Origin of the sequence: Marisediminitalea lipolytica (assembly GCF_001758465.1) — a bacterium.
GTDB classification, from domain to species: domain Bacteria; phylum Pseudomonadota; class Gammaproteobacteria; order Enterobacterales; family Alteromonadaceae; genus Alteromonas; species Alteromonas lipolytica.
In genome coordinates this window covers 81,975-100,452 of record NZ_MJIC01000014.1, presented here as the reverse complement: position 1 = coordinate 100,452, position 18,478 = coordinate 81,975, and the positions used below count along the sequence as shown (strand labels likewise).

Here is an 18,478-nt window from a genome sequence, read left to right as displayed (position 1 = left end):
TATACTGCTGCCGTAATCATAATCAGCACAGATAAAGGTAGCGCAATGAACGACCAGATCCCGGTGAAAAATGTTACCCCGGTAAAAGTTCACAAACCCGAAAAGCTCGATGAATCCAAACGCTATAACGCTCGCAGTCGCATTTATGTGCGCTCGGTAAAAGGCCCGCTGGAAAACTTTCGTCGTTTCTTCGGATTCTTTTTTATAGCGCTGTTTGTGGCAATTCCGTGGATTCAATACGACGGCCACCAGGCAGTACTGCTCAACATCGTCGACCAGCGATTTACCATTTTTTCGTTAACGCTGTGGCCGCAGGATCTCACGATGCTGGCGTATATCTTTATTGTGTCAGCCTTTGCACTGTTCTTTGTGACCACTTTTGCAGGGCGGGTATGGTGTGGATTCATGTGCCCGCAAACAACCTGGACGTATATTTACGTCTGGTTTGAAGAATTTTTCGAGGGCAACCGTAACAAGCGGATCAAACTCGATGAACGCCCTATGGATTTTGATAAATTCTGGCGTAAGGCAGCTAAACATACCGCATGGGTGTTAGTAGCACTGTTAACCGCGCTGACTTTTGTCGGTTATTTTACGCCGGTTACTCAGCTGTATGCTGATTTCTTCACCTTTAATACCAGCTTCTGGGCGACCTTTGCGATTATCTTTTTTACCGTTTGTACCTATGGTAACGCCGGTTGGATGCGCGAAATCATGTGTACTCACATGTGTCCTTATGCCCGTTTTCAGTCTGCGATGTTCGACAAAGATACTTTTACGGTGTCTTACGACGCTAGCCGTGGCGAACAACGTGGCCCGCGTTCACGGAAACTGGCCCACGCTGATTTGGCAGACAAAGGCTTAGGCGAATGTATCGACTGTAACCTTTGCGTACAGGTATGCCCAACCGGTATCGATATTCGCAACGGTTTGCAATACGAGTGCATCAACTGTGGTGCTTGTGTTGATGCCTGTAATGGCGTGATGGAAAAAATGGAATACCCTAAAGGCCTTATCAGCTTTACTTCCGAACATGAGCTGGCTGGCGGTACAACGCATATCGTACGTCCGAAACTGGTTGGCTACCTGGTTGTATTAATGGTGATGTGTGGTCTGCTTATCGCTGACATCGTCACCCGTGTGCCGCTGGAAGTAGATATTATCCGCGACCGCAATTCGCTGTATCGTGAAAATATGGATGGCCAGATTGAGAATGTTTATACCTTAAAAGTCCTCAATAAATCACAAACCGAACACACTTATACAATAAAAGTAGAAGGTTTACCGGAATACAAGTACATTGGTGAGCAAGTTGTTACCGTTGGTGGCGGCGAAGTGTACAGCCTGCCTGTCTCTGTCGCGACTGATCCCTATAACCTGTCTGAAAGGGTAACCGAAATTTACTTTAATGTTTCGACCACCGAAAAAGACGGTACTGTTGTTGAGGTCAGCGAGCCATCGAAATTCCTCTACCGATAAACAGGCCTTAATGTGAGTGACTTTACTTTTGCCGAACTGTCACCCGATATGATCCTTGCCGCACTCGAACAGTGCGGCATTTTTCCACAATCAGGACTACTGGCGTTAAACAGTTACGAAAACCGGGTATACCAGTTTTTAAGTGATGAACAAAAACGCTATGTGGTGAAATTCTATCGTCCACAACGCTGGACTAACGAACAAATTCTGGAAGAACACGCCTTTAGCCAGGCGTTGGCCGACGCCGAGATTCCGGTAGTTGCTCCACTGTCTCATAATGGTGAAACGTTGCATTTTGCCCAGCAATATCGCTTTGCCCTGTTCAACTCCGTGGGCGGCAGGCAGTTTGAGCTGGACAATCTGGACCACCTTGAATGGATGGGCCGTTTTATCGGCCGCATGCATAAGGTGGCCAGCAGCCAACCATTCAGCTATCGCCCTACCATGGATACTGAAAGTTTTCTGATAAAGCCCCGGCAAACACTGGCAACCAGTTCGCTGCTGCCTGAGAATCTGCACACGGCGTTTTTCACGATTCTTGATCAGGTTATTGAGTTAACCATGAAGCTATATCAACCCGGAGAATTAATCCGTCTGCATGGCGATTGTCACGCCGGGAATATTCTATGGCGGGACGGCCCTATGTTCGTCGATCTGGACGATAGCCGCATGGGACCCGCCGTACAGGATTTGTGGATGATGCTAAATGGTGATCGCGCACAGCAACAAATGCAGCTGGAAACCTTAATTGAGGCCTACGAAGAGTTTTGTGAGTTCGATACCAGGGAACTCGCTCTTATCGAACCACTGCGGGCCATGCGAATGGTGCACTACATGGCCTGGTTATCCGATCGCTGGCAGGATCCGGCCTTTCCGCGCGCTTTCCCGTGGTTTGCCGAACAGCGTTACTGGGAACAGCAAATCCTGGCATTGAAGGAGCAGTTTGCTGCATTGCAAGAACCGCCGCTGTCTCTAATTCCCTATTAAGCTTGCAGGCTTTACTGCAAAGTCAACGTTGCTGTTAAGTTTTTGAGCATAGTCAGCGCCGGCTTTCAGCTAAGTGGTTATCTTTACATCTTGTCGGGGTGCCGACGACACCCAGAGGGGAGATGGCTCCCCTCTGGACTCCCCCAGTTCTTACATCGCGAAAAAGCAGACGGTAAGCAGGCAGGTAAAACCTATCGGCCAGAGAGGGCTCCCTGCCCTCGCTGGCCGGAGGCGTCATCCATGACGCCTCTACGCTTTTACATAATCTGCCCGCTTACCGTCATTCGCGATAACAAGAACCAAAATTAAAAGCAGGCGTCTTTACGTCCTAACGAGGTTCGCACGTTAATGCTAAATTGAAAAATGTCTTCCTTAATAAATTCGACTTCAGGGTATTTATCCTTTCTTCTTCCCGTTATAATCCCGCCCGCTCAGGTGCCCATAGCAAAAGCAATGGGATAATCGGGAAGTGAGTGAAACTCTCACGCTGCCCCCGCAACGGTAATCACGCAGACCACTGGTCAGCGATTCCCTCATGCCACCGATATTCGGGAAGGCGGGAATACATGCACGTCATGATGAAAGCCCGGAGACCGGCCTGCGCCGCGACACCAGTTACCGGTGAAACGGACTGGCTGTCATTTCTTATTCATCTTGGCACTCGGCGGGAGTGCTATCAAAAGAGCCTTTTATGACAATTCGATCCCTTTCTTATGCAGTAGCACTGGCCTGTGCTGCTAACATTGCCTGTGCACAGGAGAATTCGGTAGAAACCATTACCGTTACCGGTTCACGTTTACCCATCAGCCTCGACAAACTGGCCGCATCGGTATCTGTGCTGTCACAAGAAGATATTGAGGCGGCAGGCGCAACACAACTGACCGACTTACTTCGCGGTTTACCAGGCGTGAGCCTGAGCCAGTCCGGCAGTCCGGGGGCACTAACCGAACTGCGTTTACGCGGCAGTGAAACTAACCATCTGCTGGTTATTATTGATGGCGTTATTGTCAACGATTTGAGCCAGGGTGGCCTGGTTGACTTTGCTCACCTTACTGCTGGCAATATTGCCCGGGTTGAGTTATTTCGCGGTGCGCAAAGTGCGCTCTGGGGTAGTGGTGCAGTAGCAGGCGTTCTCAGTATCACAACTAAAGCCGGCACAACAGCCGATAATTCCACCTCACTGAGCGCAGGCCTCGGTGATGCAAGTACTTATCGTGCTTCGGTAGCTACGCAACAGTCTCTGGATTCAGCCAGCGTATCCTTGTATGCCAATCATTTTGATACCGATGGCGACAACGTATCACGTACTGGCGGTGAAGATGACGGCTATCGTAACACTACGGCGGGTGCTGGCGTTAACTGGCAAATTAATGATAACAACGCGTTGTCTGGCGGCATTCGACTGGTTGATTATCGCAATGAGTATGATGGCACAGACTACAACACCGGTTTACCGGCTGATGCCGACAACCTGACCGACGGCGATCAGTTAACCTCATACCTGCAGTGGAACTATTCTCGCGCCGAACTGGGCTATACCAGTCAATTAAAGGCCCAGTACCATAAAGATGACAATGATAATTACACCTCAGGTGCTGACGCCGGTGGAACCACTGGCGAGCGTAAGCAGTTAACCTGGACCCATTTTATTGAAACCGAGGTAGCTCAGTTTGCTGTAGGTAGCGAAATATTGCGCCGTGAGTTTGAACAGCGTGGGCCGGTAAGCTGGGGCAACCCTAACTACCGTGGCAACGACAGCACCAGCAGTATTTTTGCCGAGCTGTCTGGCCTTGGCACCGATTCGCTGACGACTCAGTTCAGCGTGCGCTACGATGATAACGAACGTTTCGAGAAAGCCTGGAGTTACCGCGCGGGCGCTCACTATGCGCTGATGCAAAACATCAATGTGTTTGCCAGTGTCAGCCAGGCGGTTAAAACGCCTAATTTCACCGAGCTGTACGGCTATTATCCCGCTCAGTTTATGGGTAATCCAAACCTTAAGCCAGAGCAGAGCCGGGAATTTGAAGTGGGTGTTCAAACCACGCCTTATAAGCAACTCAGTGCTGATTTTAGTGTTTACACCACCCGTCTCGAAAACGAAATCAGCAGTATCTGGGACAGTGCCAGTGGGCTGAGTTCAGTGGCTAACGCAACCGAAGACTCTCGTCGGGATGGCTTTGAGGCTACGCTACAGTGGACTGCCGACACCTGGCAGGTAACAGCCAATTACAGCTATCTTGACGCCACCAGTGGTGACGGTGATAACCAGCTTACCGAACTGCGCCGCCCTAATCACACCGGCTCAGTGACCTATCGTCATTCATTGCCGGTTCAGGGTCTGTCGGTTTATATTAAGGCCGATTACACCGGTACGCGTCTGGACACCTTTTATCCGCCAACCTCTTTTAGTGGCGAAACGCTTAAACTGGATCCTTATTGGTTAACCAGCGTCAATGTAAATTATGACCTGAACCAACACTGGCAGTTTGGTGTCCGAGTGGATAATGCGCTCTCTGAGGACTATGAAGATATCATTGGTTATCAGGGCGCAGAAAGACGTTACCTGGCTCATGCCAGCTATCGCTTTTAACCGTTAAACGCCGTTATTGTCGTCTGGTCTCCACAGACTAGGCGAGCAATTCTGGCTATGATAGTCTCGTTGTTTATTTGAAATAGAAAGGAAAAGACTCGAATGAAGAAGTTTGCTTTATGGGTTGTACTAGCATTACTTATCCCTTTACAAGCCTCTGCGGCCAGTAAGTGGCAGGAAGGTAAACATTATGAAGAACTCGACAAACCATTAAGTGATTCACCACAAGTCGTCGAGTTTTTCTCCTACTGGTGCCCCCACTGCTACCGCACAGAGCCATTCGTTGCCGACCTCAAAAAGTCGCTGGATAAAGGCGTAAAATTTGAAAAAGTGCACGTTAACTTTATGGCCTATGCCAGTCAGCAGGTACAGGATGAAGTCACTACCGGCATGCTGATTGCCAAAGCACTGAAACAGGAAGATAAACTGGGCGGGGCAATTTTTAATTACATCCACAAACAGCGCGCTACCATTACCGGCCTCAAAGATGTCCGCAACATCTTTATTATTAACGGTGTGGAGCCTGAGCAGTTTGATAAATTAGCCAAAAGCTTTGGGGTTAAATCCATGCTGCGCAAAAACAATAAAACGGTTGAAGACTATCGTCGTGAGGTTCGTTCAGTGCCTACCTTTATTGTAAATGGCAAGTACAAGGTGCAATTTACCCGCGATACTACGCCAACTGAGCGTCTGGAACTGATTAACTACCTGGCCGCTAAGCGCGATTAAACCGCACCAGCGTTGCACTATTACAGACACAAAAAAAGGGCTTCACAGCCCTTTTTTTGTGTCTGACGGTTAACCTAGTTTATCGGTTGCTACCCGGTAACGAGGATCTTCGTTAACATTGATCTCAACAAACTTACCCGCTTTATTAAGCAGTCCACGACACTCCTGACTGATATGGCGAATGTGCAGCTTCTTACCAGCCTGCTCATATTTATCCGCCAGACCATCAAGCGCATCAATACCAGATGAATCCCAGATACGACTGTTTTTAAAGTCGATAACCACATCATTGGGATCGTTTGCCACATCAAATAAGTCTTTAAAATGACTCACCGAGCCAAAGAATACCGGCCCACGCAGTTCGTAAACTTTCCAGCCATCATCATCGATATGCGATTTAGACTCAACATAGCGTGCCGCTTTCCAGGCAAACACCAGTGCCGATACAATCACACCCACCACAACGGCAATGGCCAGATCGGCAATCACGGTTACCGCTGTCACCAAAAACAACACAAAAGCATCTTCTTTGTTTACGCCACGAATGATGCGGAACGACGCCCACTCAAAGGTACCAATAACCACCACAAACATAACGCCAACCAGCGCTGCCAGCGGGATCATTTCAATCAGCGGAGCAGCAAACAAGATAAAGCCCAGGAGTACAATAGCGGCAGTGATACCTGACAAGCGTCCGCGACCACCGGAGTTAATGTTGATCATACTCTGGCCAATCATGGCACAGCCGCCCATACCACCAAAGAAACCGTTAACGGTATTCGCAACGCCCTGACCGATACATTCTTTGTTACCGCGACCACGCGTATCGGTCATTTCATCAATCAGCGTCAGGGTCAGCAGGGATTCAATTAAGCCCACCAGACACAAGATCACAGAGGTAGGTAAAATAATCATCAGCGTATCCCAGTTGAACGGCACCACAGGAATAGCAAAAGACGGTAATTCGCCAGCCAGCGTGGCGCTGTCGCGCTGCTCAGCAGGTAACATATCACGGACAAAGTCGATAACCGTGCGAGCATCCAAATCCAGTCCGTGCACAATCAGCGTAATGGTGATAATTGCAGCCAGCGAAGCCGGGACCGCTTTGGTCAGCCTGGGCAGCAGATAGATAATCGCCATTGTCAGGGCGACCAGACCGAGCATAATGTAGAGCATAGAGCCGCTCATCCACTGCTGTTCACCTAACGGGCCGAGGATTTTAAACTGACCCAGCTGCGCCAGAAATATCACGATCGCCAGACCATTCACAAAGCCCAGCATTACCGGGTACGGTACCAGCCGGATAAATTTACCCAGCCTGAACACACCACACAAAATTTGCAGTAAGCCAGCCAGCACTACGGCAGCAAACAGATATTGCACGCCATGCTGTGCCACCAGGGCAACCATGACCACAGCCATTGCGCCGGTCGCGCCGGAAATCATACCAGGGCGTCCGCCAATCGCGGAAGTAATCAGCCCCATCATAAAGGCTGCATACAGCCCAATCATCGGCTCGACGCCGGCCACAAACGCAAAAGCAACCGCTTCCGGTACCAATGCCAGGGCAACGGTAATACCGGAAAGCACGTCATTTTTTACATTACTTTCTTTACTCGTGATGATATCAAACATACTTACTCAGCACTGAGGTGGTTAAAAAACGGTCGGCGATCCTATCATTCCCAGCGTCATTTGTCCTTTAACAGTTTGTTAAAATATGCCAATAACTGCGATAAACGCCGCTAAACCTGCTCCGTACTGCATTGCTTGGTAACGCCAGGTCGTTAACATGAAACTTACTCTGATGCTCATAGCTAATCACCATGCCCCTCAACAAAAAACAGCAAAAAACCCAGGCAATTATTAAAGCCGCCACTCAGTATTTCTTACGTTTTGGTTATAACGGTGCCACCACCGATCTCATTCAAAAAGAAGCGGGCGTTTCCAAAGCCACGCTATATAACCACTTTCCCACCAAAGAAAGTTTGTTCGCTTCGGTGGTCACCAGCCAGTGCAATTTTTTTGTTACCCGGGTAAAAACCATCGGCCTGCCGGATGAGGATTTTCGCGGTTCATTAAACCGCATAGGCACAGCTTACCTGACGTTACTGCTGGAAGCGGATAACCTCGCTTTGTTTCGGGCGGTGGTTGCCGAGGCAGAGCGTTTTCCTGGTCTGGCAAAAACCTTTTACGATGCAGGCCCCCAGAGCGTAAAAGACGTTATCGCCGAAGCCATTAATCGGGCCATGACCCAACATGAAATTAGCCTTAACAAGCGTACGCCTGCTCAGTTGGCCGGCGACTTTATTACCGTTCTGCGCGGACAGTCGCAAATGTATTGCCTGTTGCACGCTGACTTTACTGCCGGACAGCAGGACATTGCGAGCTGGGTGGAACAAGCCGTCGATATTATCTTTGAGCAGTTAGCTACCACTACCACCCATAGTCATTAAGGTATTGAATTGTAAAATAGCTGCGCCTACACTTGGGCAAATTGAAAAAAATGACGCATTACCTTGGATATTAAAGAGTATATTGATTGTTTTCCGGAAATTGCCGACCGTGAGCGCAGTGAACAATTTACCTTGCTGGAACAGGCGCGTGATCGCGTCTTTACTAAACCGGCAAAACGCATGTTCCAACTCTATTGCTGGTTGCTGCCGGTATTTATGATTTTTGGTCTGGGCGGTGTCTTATATTCGTTTTTCGGGTACAGCAGTTGGTTACCTGTTGTCGCGCTGTTGCTGGGGTTAGTGATTTCCCGCCAAATGATCAATCAGCGCAGAGGCGCACTTATCCAGCGTGGTTTACAGCAAGTGCTCAACACTCAGTGATACCATAACGGCTAAGCCGTTCAAATAGTAAGTTTTTACGCCAAATAGGATTATTTGTGCAGCGAAAATGGTAAGCTGGGGTTTTACAGCCCCAATCCATTTCATCACCATGCAATCCTCAACTTTCGACTTTGCCATCACCGTAATAGGCCCGGTATTACTGCTGCTGATAATGGGCAATCTGTTGTTACGCGCAAAACTGATCAACGACGAATTTGTTGCCACAGGGTCCAGACTGGTATTTACCATCGCCCTGCCGGCGTTGCTATTTATCTCAATCAGTCAGGCCAATTTTAGTCAGGCCGCCAATCCGACAATGATCATGACAGGCCTGGCCGGCACACTCGGTTATTTTGTTTTACTGATGGTTACCAGTCATTATCTTATTACAGATCGGCAGGCTACCGGAGTGGTCACTCAGGGCGGATTTCGGGCCAATATGGGCATTATTGGCTTAGCCTATTGTGCGCAAACTTACGGCAATGACGGCCTCGCAGCGGCCTCGGTGTATCTTGGACTGGTCACTATTCTGTTTAACGTGTTATCGGTTTTTGTCCTCAACTACTACCAACAAGGCAAGCGCTCACTTACCTCTCAGGTAAAAGGAATTGCAAAGAATCCGCTGATCATTGCCATTTTACTGGCTTTGCCTTTTTCCTATTACAACTGGCAGTTGCCACTGCTGATAACCACCACGGGTGAATACTTCGCACAGCTCACCTTGCCGCTGGCATTACTGTGTACCGGGGCATCGCTGCAATTTCGTTCTTTTAGCTCAGACTGGTTTAATATTAGTGTCAGCGCGTTAAGTAAGTGCGTTCTTTATCCGCTGTTAATGGTTGCCCTGGCTTATTTTGCCGGATTGCGCGGCATGCCTTTGGGTATTGTTTTGCTAATGACAATAGCGCCAACGGCAGCGGCCAGCTATGTTATGGTCCGAACCCTCGGCGGCGACTTTCGGCTGGCGGCGAGTATTATCGCGGTAACCACACTGCTGTCGCTGCCACTAACTATTCTGGCTTTCGATCTGCTATCGGCGCACCGGCTGCTTTGAGCCCATCGGTTTAACCGGCTTGACTGCCGCCCCGACAGGCCGGGGAGTCCACCGACACCTGATTACGTTGCTGCCATTCTGCGGGCGTGTAGGTATGCATAGCCAGCGCATGGACAGGCCCGGCAAGCGCATCGGCAAGCAAGGTGTTAACCTGACGATGACGAGCAATCAAACGCTGTCCTTCAAAGGCAGAGCTCACCACTGTCACCTTAAAATGACTTTGTCCGTCGTCAGGCCCACTGTGCATATAACTTTCATCAACGACTTCCAGATACTCTGGCGTCAGCTCAGTATTTAGCTGTTGTTCAATAAATGGTTTTACCCGCATTATTCGTTGCCCTCTAAGGCCGGCGTCGTAGAGGCCGGAATATATCGAAAAGTAAGATTAATTCTACCACCTGTAGGTTTACGCGTCTTGCTCAGACCATGATGATAATGCCGCTGGGTGTCTCCTGCCATGACCAGCAAACTACCCGACTCCAGCAGCAAATCTGTACGCTGACCATTGCCAAGGTGTTTAAAACTAAAGCGCCGGGGATACCCCAGCGACACCGAAGCAATCACCGGTTTTGTGCCGAGTTCCGGTTCGTCATCTGCATGCATCCCCATTCCGTCGTTGCCGTCGCGGTACCAGTTAGCCAGCACGCAATTAAAGGGGGCGCCCAGTTCGCTACTCAGCCGCTGTTGCAGCTTTACTAAAATGGGTGACATCGGCGCAGGCGACATACACAGGTTAGAATAGGTATACTCACAATGCGGGGCACCATGCCATGACTGTAAACGCGGAATATTTACCTCTCGGCCGTACAATTTGATAGTATCCTGCCGCCAGGGTAATTCCTGCTGTAACCGCTCAAACAGCTGAATCGCTTCGGCGGGAGCGATCCAGTCAGACTGATAACGTACATCGGCATCGGGCAAACTGACGGGCACTAATGCACTAACCTGACTGGCAAATAAATTTAACTGCATTTTTTAAAAACACCGGGCAAAGAACCACTCATGACCACTAAGTTTACCTCATTTGATCGCGAATTAACGCTAATCCGTTATCCGGCACAGCATCAGCATAAAAGCCTGCAAGCCTGGGACAGCGCCGATGAACTGCTTATCGAACAGGTAATAACTGAACTGTCAGATTTGCCATCTGACCACCAGCGCTGGTTAATTTTTAACGATGACTTTGGCACACTGGGGTGTATGTTTGCCGACCGGCAGCCGCTGTGGATTTCAGACTCCAAAATTGCCTGGTTATCCTTTGCCGAAAACCTCGCAGCCAATGCATTGCCTGATGTGGCAATGCAGGATTGTCTGGCGCCACTACCGCCATCGCCGGCATTGGTCCTGATTAAAATTCCGCGTACCCTGGCTTTACTCGAAAGTCAGTTACTGGCTTTACGCAAAGTCGTTAGTCCGGATACAGTAATAGTGGCCGGTGCAAAAGTAAAAACCGTAACGCGTTCGGTACTGGCCATGTTTGAGCGCCTTATTGGTCCGACCCGCACCTCACTGGCCAGGAAAAAATCCAGGCTGATTTTTTGTCAGCCCGACCAACAAACGCTGAACAGTCAGGTTAAAGATCCTTTTCCCACTACCTGGCCCTGTCACCTGCCCAACGGACACACGGTAAAAGTCGCCAATCATGCTAACGTTTTCTCACGTCAGTCGCTGGACATTGGCGCCCGTTTTTTACTCGAACATATGCAGGTGAGCGATCATGATAATCTGGTCGACCTTGGATGTGGCAACGGCGTGCTCGGTCTTAATGCCCTTAATCTGGCCCCGTCGTGTAAAGTGACTTTTGTTGATGAGTCCTATATGGCGATCGCCTCAGCCCGGCAGAATGTCGCTGACAACTTCCCCGGGCAGCTGGAGCAGTGTCAGTTTGTTGCCAGTAATTGCCTGGAGTCTTTGCTCTGTCAGCCCGCTCGCCCGGTATTTACCAAGGTTTTCTGTAATCCGCCCTTTCACCAGCAGAATACCATCACCGATCACATTGCCTGGCAGATGTTTCACGATGCCTTCGAGCTGCTCGGTAAAGGCGGTCATCTGATAGTGGTAGCCAATCGTCACCTGGATTATTACCATACACTTAAACGATTGTTTGGCGGCGTTACTACCCTCGCCAGCCAAAATAAGTTTGTCATTTTTAGTGCTGCAAAACGATAAGGATAACTCATGCTCAGGGCGTTACTTCTCTCTCTGCTTTTATTTTCGGTCTCAACCATGGCGGCGAAACCAGCCGACGATGGCTCACAAATTCAACCGGATAATTATTATCCGCGGGTAAAAATGGAGACATCCATGGGCGATATCGTACTGGAACTCGATCGCCGCAGAGCGCCTATCACGGTTAACAACTTCCTGCGTTATGTTGATAAGCGCAGCTATGAAGGGACTATTTTTCAGCGCATTATTCCCGGTTATATTGTTCAGGGCGGTGGGTATACGGTGGACTACGAGGAAAAATCCTCATTCCCCGCAATTTTTAATGAGTCTGGTAATGGCCTGAAAAACACCCTGTATTCCGTCGCCATGGCGCGCCAGAACGATCCCCATACCGCCACCCGGCAATTCTTTTTTAATCTGGATGACAATGACAATCTGGATCCTGGTAAAACCTGGGGCTACACCGTGTTTGGTGCGGTTGTGGAAGGTTACGAAGTGGTGGATGCGATGGGTGAGGTAGCAACAGAATACAAAGCCACCCTGGGGTTCGCTGATGCGCCGGTTGAGCCAATTATTATCAATAAAGTGTCCGTTCTGCCAGCCCAGTTTTAAGCTTTATCCGCAGGCGTCGCAGTCTCTCTGGATTGCCAGTCACTGGCAAAGGTAATGTTACTTTTGCCAGTGGCCTTGGACATGTACATGGCTTTATCAGCCAGACTCAACAACTCAGGCTCGGTGCCCGCATCATCGGGATAACAGGCCACGCCGATACTGGCGCCAATTTCAACCAGCGAGTCCTGAATAAGATACGGTTTGCAGATAGCTTCCATAATCTTATCCACCAGCGACTTACACATAGCGTAAGAGCTGACATCGGTTAATAACAAGGTAAACTCATCGCCCCCTAACCGGGCAACAGTATCAGATTCCCTGACGGTTTGTTTCATTCTCACTGCAACCCGCCCCAGCAGCAAATCGCCAAATTTGTGCCCATAGCGGTCATTAATTCCTTTAAAGCCATTCAAATCAATAAACAGTAAAGCGAGTTTTTCGTTACGACGCTGGGCATGGCGTATCTCTACAGCCAGGCGATCGTTAAACAGGTGGCGGTTTGGCAGATCAGTCAGTTGATCGTGATAAGCCAGCATTGTCAGCTCTTGTTCCTGAGCTTTCTGCTGGCTGTCATCTATTACCGTGTAAACCGTAGCCGGATTTCGACCAATCGTGACCTTGCTCACCTCTACCTGACAATGGTACTGGCCACCCATTTTACGCATGCCATACATTTCGCCTTCGTGTTCGTATAATAAGGTATCGAGCTTACAGCCAATCAGATCGTCCATTTCATAGCCACTCATTTGCGCCATGAGTTTATTTGCCCGCATCACTCTGTCCTGGTCGTCGGCAACCAGAATACCCGTAGCTACCCGGTTCATAATGGTGTCGACCAGATCCACCGAATGATTGGCTTTTCTTACCCGCAGCCGGTACATCACAATAGCCACGGAAAAGTTAATGATTGCCAAAAAGAATGCCAGGCCCTGATAAAAACGAATAGATACCGCTTCCGCCTGAGTTTCGTGTTCCAGTTCAATGGTCAGCTGATTCATGAGGTCAAGCAGCAACAGGTTTTTGCGCTGGGCCACATCAATGGCCTGGGACAATAACAGACGGTCGTACTCCCGCCCGATAAGCTGGCGAACTTTTTGTCGCAGCGGTGCCCATTCCAGCAGGGCTTTACGAACAATTTGCGTCGTAGCGGCACTGGTTAATGGCGACACCTGAATAACATTGGTATCCGCCGCCAGTGTGCGGCCACCACGATGAAAACTATCCAGGGTTTGATCAAATCGTTGGAACGTCGCCTTTAATTCATTGAGTGCATCGCTGTAAGCTTCCTCGTCGGTATAAGCGTTTTCCATCATCAGCAGGCTTTTAACCAAACGCTGGCTTAACATACGCTGGCGGCCGGAAAGGTTGATATTAATGGCTGCATTTTCAATGCGATAAGACAACCAGACATTCAGTGACAGAGCCACAAAATCGAACGTCAAAAACAACACCACTGCCATTACCGTCAGGGTGCTGCCATAGCGCTGACTCACCGCAGTAAGCGTGGTTTTGAATTTGGCCAGTAAACTCAAGGCGTCCGTGCTCCGGTAAAGGAAAGTTTAACAATCAGGATTAATCCTAAAGTATAGCATAGTCATCCTGACAGGCCTGGGCAAGGTTTGTCAGCGTAATTCGGAAAGACTTTTTAAATACAGGTTATGGCGCGGCTGGTCATGATTAAATAGCTGACCAATATAACAAAAGCCACTTCGCTCAAGGACTTTTAACGACGCCCGATTATCCGGCCGGCAGATGGCACTAACCTGACCTTCCCGGGTATGTCTCGCGGCCCAATGTAAAACCAGACTGACCGCTTCAGTGGCATAGCCCTGCCCACGACCTTGAGGTAAAAAGGCATAACCCACATCTGGGCAACTTAAAAAAGGCCGTTTAATTAAGCCGCATAACCCTATTCGGCGCTCGCCATCACCCTGTTTAGTTTCAACCAGCCATAAGCCGTAGCCGGCCGTGGTAAAACTGTCGCTGGTAACATTGATATACCGGGAGGCGCTTTGGCTACTGTTGATACCGCGATCGCCCATGTAAGTCATCCACTGGGGATCATTGGTCACCGCGAGGACAAAATCGATATCATCGCGATTGAGTTTTCTCAGGCGCAAACGCTCAGAGGAAAATACCATCAGGTATTTTCCAGTAGCGCATCAATCTCGTTAACGTGAGCCTGGCTAACCACTGCCGCCCGGGGATAGCGAGGTTGGCTGCGATCATTCACCCGGTGATGCTGCCACCCGGTTGTCGAAGCAATAAAGCGATTTGCGGCAGCGCTGCCGCCTAACTCCAGACAGCCGCCGAGACAGGTATCAATATAAGTTTGATGAACCGGATAGGCGGCAGAGGCGGGTTCTATCTTAAGGGTTTCACAAATCCAGATGTCGCGCTGTAAAAGCCAGTCGGTAAGACGAGCTGTCAGCTCAGCACTCAGTTCAAAATGCAACTGTTCAAGGGTAACCGGTGTAAATCGATAGTCCTGCTCTCGCTGTTGTAACGCCGGGTCCAGATGCGTAGGCACCAGCTGCGCATTAAGCCAGGCACCGTCTTTTTTATAAGCGCCAACATAAGTCTGCTGTTCAGGCTCTGAGCGGGTTACCCAGCCCCGCTCAAATCCATAAACCTCGACCTCGATACCATCATGGGGGATCCCCGAATGGCGACTGCGGGAGTCACCACTCATCAGGCTGCCATAGCCCAGCACAATATGGGGTTCAGATATGGCCTGCATCCATTGCTGTAGCTGCGCCAGGGTTTTCATCAAACCTGCCTACAGGCCACGTTGACGTACTATTTCGTACAGACAGATACCGGTTGCTACCGACACGTTGAGGCTTGATACACTCCCTGCCATCGGCAGTTTAACCAGTTCGTCACAGGTTTCGCGGGTTAAGCGGCGCATACCTTTGCCTTCGGCACCCATCACCAGCGCCATTGGGCCGGTCAGCTTGCAGTCGTAAATAAGCTGCTCGGCTTCACCAGCAGTGCCCACTACCCACACGCCCTGTTCCTGCAGTTGCTTTAATGTTCTGGCCAGATTGGTTACCTGGATAAACGGCACTACTTCTGCCGCACCACAGGCTACTTTGCGCGCGGTCCCGGTTAACCCACCGGATTTGTCTTTGGGCACAATCAGGGCATGAGCACCGGCCGCATCTGCAGTACGTAAACAAGCGCCAATATTATGGGGATCGGTGACACCATCCAGGACCAGCAACAGCGGCATGTCGGTGTTGGCCAACAAGGCATCCAAATCGCTTTCGTCCAGGGTTTTGGCTGGCTTTGCGCGAGCAACTATGCCCTGATGCTGTTCGCCTTTCACCTTGTCATCAAGTACTTTACGGTGACAAAACTGCACCGCCACGCCAAAACGACGAGCCTGATTAACGATGTTGACCAGTCGTTCATCATCTCTGCCTTTAAGTACCCAAATTTCTATCAGTCGCTCAGGTTCGTTATCAACTACTGCCTGCAACGCATGCAGACCATATAACCATTCTTGCTGTGCCATTAACGTTTTTTACCTTTTGCCGGCCGGCCATTACTGGCACTGCCGCGCTTACTAGCTGATCCACCTGACTTTGCAGCCGGTTTGCGTTTTGTTTTACTGGTATTTTTACCTGTGGGTTTGCCCGTGGGCTTGCTGCCACGACGCTCGCGGCGACTCGTGCCCGCGTCATCCTTTTCTGCGTCGCGCTTAGTGACAACCTTTACTTTTTTACCCGTTCGTGAACGTAACCACTTGTTATCCAGTACTAAATCAATTTTTCGCTCGTCCAGATTAACCGCAGCTACTTTCACTTCAAGCTGGTCACCAAGGCGGTACTGACGGGCACCGCTGTCACCGCTCAGGCATTGCTTGACTTCATCGAAGCGATAATAGTCGTCATCCAGGGAGGTAATGTGCACCAGACCATCAATATGGTATTCGGTTATCCGCACAAACAGACCAAATCCGGTTACCGAGGCCACAACGCCAGCAAAGGTTTCGCCAACGTGGTCGAGCATAAATTCGCACTTCAGCCAGTCGCTCACATCACGAGTAGCATCATCGGCCCGGCGTTCGGTCATCGAACATTGCTCGCCGAGCTGCTCAATTTCTTCTGCACTGTAAGATTTAGCGCCGTGCACTTCCTGCCCGTGCTTTTTGAGTATGGCTTTAATCGTGCGATGAACCACCAGGTCAGGATAGCGGCGAATGGGCGAGGTGAAATGCGCGTAGGCTTCCAGGGCCAGACCAAAGTGGCCGATATTTTCGCCATCATAAATAGCCTGCTTCATAGAGCGCAGCAACATCGTCTGGATCAGCTCCTGATCCGGCCGCCCCTGGGTTTTGCTTACCACCGCGGTAAAGTCGGCCGGGGCAGAACCTTCCACTATGTGATGAGGTACGCCAATTTCACCCAGATAGGAAGTCAGTGTGGTTAACCGATCAGCATCGGGTTTATCATGCACCCGGAACAACGAATGTGCCTTATTCGCTTCAATGTAAAGCGCCGCACTCACGTTGGCCATAATCATACATTCTTCAATCAGCTTATGGGCATCGTTGCGCTCTATCGGCACAATATTTTCTATTTTACGCTGAGCATTAAAAACAAACTTGCTTTCCTGGGTTTCAAACTCTATCGCGCCGCGCTGAGCCCGCGCCTTTTTCAGGGCGCGATACAGATCATGCAAGTGACGTAAGTGAGGAACAAACTCAGCATATCGCTGATGCAACTCTTTGTTACCTTCCAGTATCTGCCACACCTTGGTATAGGTAAAACGGGCATGAGAATTCATCACCGCTTCGTAAAACTGGTACTTGTCCAGTTTACCCGCCGCAGAGATGGTCATTTCACAGACCATACACAGTCGGTCAACCTCTGGGTTTAACGAACATAAACCGTTCGATAACACCTTAGGCAGCATGGGTATAACCTGCTCAGGAAAATACACCGAGTTACCGCGCTCTATGGCTTCGGCATCCAGCGCACTGCCGGGTCTGACATACTGGCTCACATCGGCAATCGCAACCCATAGTTGCCAGCCACCATCATCCAGTGGCTCACAGAACACCGCATCATCAAAGTCCCGGGCATCTTCGCCGTCAATCGTTACCAGTGGCAGCTGACGTAAATCGACCCGGCCTTCTTTATCTTCTTCTTTAACTTCCTCAGTCAGCCCTTCGATTTGCCGCGTCACGCCCTTGGGCCACTGGTGCGGTATGTCAAAGGTGCGTAACGCCATTTCGATTTCCATGCCGGGAGCCATATGTTCACCCAGCACCTCGATAATCCGGCCAACCGGGCTTACCCGGCGACGGGGGCGCTGGGTAATTTCTACCACAACCACATTACCCTGACGGGCACCGTGAGAATGCTCTGGCGGAATAACAATTTCGTGATTTATGCGGCTATCGTCCGGAATAACGATACCCATACCATGTTCGGTAAAGTAACGGCCAACAATGGGCTCTTTGCGCGGTTCCAGTACCTGGTTAATGTAAGCTTCCCGGCGGCCTTTTCGGTCTGTGCCGCTTTCTCTGGCTTCGACCCGGTCATCGTGCATAAACAACTGCATTTGACCGGCACCGATAAACAAATCGCCGGAATTATCATCCGGGCGTAAAAATCCGAAGCCATCGCGGTGACCAATAATCCGGCCCCGGATTAACTTGTCCTGTTGCTGCACGGCATAGCGTTTTTGTTTGGTGAACTGGATTTGACCTTCACGCTCCATGGCGCGTAAGCGACGTTGGATGCCGATACGGCTGTCTTCGTCCTGAGCATTCACGCTATAGCAAATGTCCATAAAGGTCATGGGTTTACCATGGGCCTTAAGGGTATCCAGCAAATGTTCGCGGCTGGCAACAGGATTTTCGTATTTGGCTTTTTCCCGCTCGTAGTGCGGATCGTCTGTCATAGTAACTCTGTGATTTGATGTATTGCTGCCAGTATAATACTAATCTGGTGATATAAGCACTCACTGTAAGTGAGAATTGTAGTTGCATTAGTATACCGCATATAA

17 protein-coding genes and 1 riboswitch are annotated in these 18,478 nt (G+C 49.9%); of the genes, 9 read left to right on the top strand and 8 right to left on the bottom strand.

The window, feature by feature from the left end; all coding sequences use genetic code 11:
- The first annotated feature begins 45 nt into the window (after positions 1-45).
- The 4 genes from ccoG to BFC17_RS11490 all read left to right on the top strand — a co-directional run bounded on the left by ccoG (position 46) and on the right by BFC17_RS11490 (position 5,785).
- A complete protein-coding gene (gene ccoG, locus BFC17_RS11505; protein WP_070176633.1) occupies positions 46-1,479 on the top strand; it encodes a cytochrome c oxidase accessory protein CcoG in 1,434 nt (477 codons plus the stop codon).
- A gap of 12 nt (positions 1,480-1,491) precedes the next feature.
- Positions 1,492-2,466: a serine/threonine protein kinase gene (locus BFC17_RS11500; RefSeq protein WP_070176632.1), complete on the top strand. Its 975-nt coding sequence runs from the start codon at positions 1,492-1,494 to the stop codon at positions 2,464-2,466.
- 416 nt (positions 2,467-2,882) lie between these two features.
- A riboswitch (cobalamin riboswitch) is annotated at positions 2,883-3,082 on the top strand.
- Between the two features lie 75 nt (positions 3,083-3,157).
- A complete protein-coding gene (locus BFC17_RS11495) occupies positions 3,158-5,056 on the top strand; it encodes a TonB-dependent receptor plug domain-containing protein (RefSeq protein WP_070176631.1) in 1,899 nt (632 codons plus the stop codon).
- Positions 5,057-5,158: 102 nt separating this feature from the next.
- Entirely contained in the window at positions 5,159-5,785 is a 627-nt protein-coding gene (locus BFC17_RS11490) for a thiol:disulfide interchange protein DsbA/DsbL (RefSeq protein WP_070176630.1), read from the top strand.
- A gap of 69 nt (positions 5,786-5,854) precedes the next feature.
- On the opposite strand, the gene BFC17_RS11485 is transcribed toward BFC17_RS11490, so the two are convergent.
- The gene (locus BFC17_RS11485; protein ID WP_070176629.1) at positions 5,855-7,420 is read right to left on the bottom strand and encodes a SulP family inorganic anion transporter; all 1,566 of its coding nucleotides are present in this window, start codon (positions 7,418-7,420) and stop codon (positions 5,855-5,857) included.
- 191 nt (positions 7,421-7,611) lie between these two features.
- Between BFC17_RS11485 and BFC17_RS11480 the strand changes: the two genes are divergently transcribed.
- The 3 genes from BFC17_RS11480 to BFC17_RS11470 all read left to right on the top strand — a co-directional run bounded on the left by BFC17_RS11480 (position 7,612) and on the right by BFC17_RS11470 (position 9,676).
- Positions 7,612-8,241, top strand: a complete 630-nt coding sequence (locus BFC17_RS11480; RefSeq protein ID WP_070176628.1) for a TetR/AcrR family transcriptional regulator — start codon at positions 7,612-7,614, stop codon at positions 8,239-8,241.
- A gap of 63 nt (positions 8,242-8,304) precedes the next feature.
- Positions 8,305-8,622 (top strand): MerC domain-containing protein, encoded by a 318-nt coding sequence (locus BFC17_RS11475; protein ID WP_070176627.1) that lies wholly within the window; start codon positions 8,305-8,307, stop codon positions 8,620-8,622.
- 67 nt (positions 8,623-8,689) lie between these two features.
- Complete coding sequence (locus BFC17_RS11470) at positions 8,690-9,676, top strand: AEC family transporter (RefSeq protein WP_373287162.1); 987 nt, start codon at positions 8,690-8,692, stop codon at positions 9,674-9,676.
- A gap of 10 nt (positions 9,677-9,686) precedes the next feature.
- Here the strand turns inward: BFC17_RS11470 and BFC17_RS11465 are convergent, their stop codons facing one another.
- Both BFC17_RS11465 and BFC17_RS11460 read right to left on the bottom strand, forming a co-directional pair.
- Positions 9,687-10,004: a BolA family protein gene (locus BFC17_RS11465; protein WP_070176626.1), complete on the bottom strand. Its 318-nt coding sequence runs from the start codon at positions 10,002-10,004 to the stop codon at positions 9,687-9,689.
- Positions 10,004-10,648 (bottom strand): alpha-ketoglutarate-dependent dioxygenase AlkB family protein, encoded by a 645-nt coding sequence (locus tag BFC17_RS11460; protein WP_070176625.1) that lies wholly within the window; start codon positions 10,646-10,648, stop codon positions 10,004-10,006. Before BFC17_RS11460 ends, BFC17_RS11465 begins: the two co-directional genes overlap by 1 nt.
- Before the next feature lie 30 nt (positions 10,649-10,678).
- Between BFC17_RS11460 and BFC17_RS11455 the strand changes: the two genes are divergently transcribed.
- Both BFC17_RS11455 and BFC17_RS11450 read left to right on the top strand, forming a co-directional pair.
- Positions 10,679-11,845: a methyltransferase gene (locus tag BFC17_RS11455; RefSeq protein ID WP_070176624.1), complete on the top strand. Its 1,167-nt coding sequence runs from the start codon at positions 10,679-10,681 to the stop codon at positions 11,843-11,845.
- Between the two features lie 9 nt (positions 11,846-11,854).
- The gene (locus BFC17_RS11450) at positions 11,855-12,457 is read left to right on the top strand and encodes a peptidylprolyl isomerase (protein WP_070176623.1); all 603 of its coding nucleotides are present in this window, start codon (positions 11,855-11,857) and stop codon (positions 12,455-12,457) included.
- Here the strand turns inward: BFC17_RS11450 and BFC17_RS11445 are convergent.
- From BFC17_RS11445 to rnr, 5 genes are all read right to left on the bottom strand, one after another.
- A complete protein-coding gene (locus BFC17_RS11445) occupies positions 12,454-13,989 on the bottom strand; it encodes a diguanylate cyclase domain-containing protein (RefSeq protein WP_070176622.1) in 1,536 nt (511 codons plus the stop codon). The two genes, BFC17_RS11450 and BFC17_RS11445, sit on opposite strands and share 4 nt — an antisense overlap.
- A 90-nt stretch (positions 13,990-14,079) precedes the next feature.
- Positions 14,080-14,598, bottom strand: a complete 519-nt coding sequence (locus BFC17_RS11440) for a GNAT family N-acetyltransferase (protein WP_083271695.1) — start codon at positions 14,596-14,598, stop codon at positions 14,080-14,082.
- Entirely contained in the window at positions 14,598-15,227 is a 630-nt protein-coding gene (locus BFC17_RS11435) for a gamma-glutamylcyclotransferase (RefSeq protein ID WP_070176620.1), read from the bottom strand. The genes BFC17_RS11440 and BFC17_RS11435 overlap by 1 nt, the downstream gene beginning before the upstream one ends.
- Before the next feature lie 9 nt (positions 15,228-15,236).
- Positions 15,237-15,977, bottom strand: coding sequence for a 23S rRNA (guanosine(2251)-2'-O)-methyltransferase RlmB (gene rlmB, locus BFC17_RS11430; RefSeq protein WP_070176619.1), 741 nt, complete (start codon positions 15,975-15,977; stop codon positions 15,237-15,239).
- Entirely contained in the window at positions 15,977-18,373 is a 2,397-nt protein-coding gene (gene rnr / locus BFC17_RS11425) for a ribonuclease R (protein WP_070176618.1), read from the bottom strand. Before rnr ends, rlmB begins: the two co-directional genes overlap by 1 nt.
- Positions 18,374-18,478: the final 105 nt, after the last annotated feature.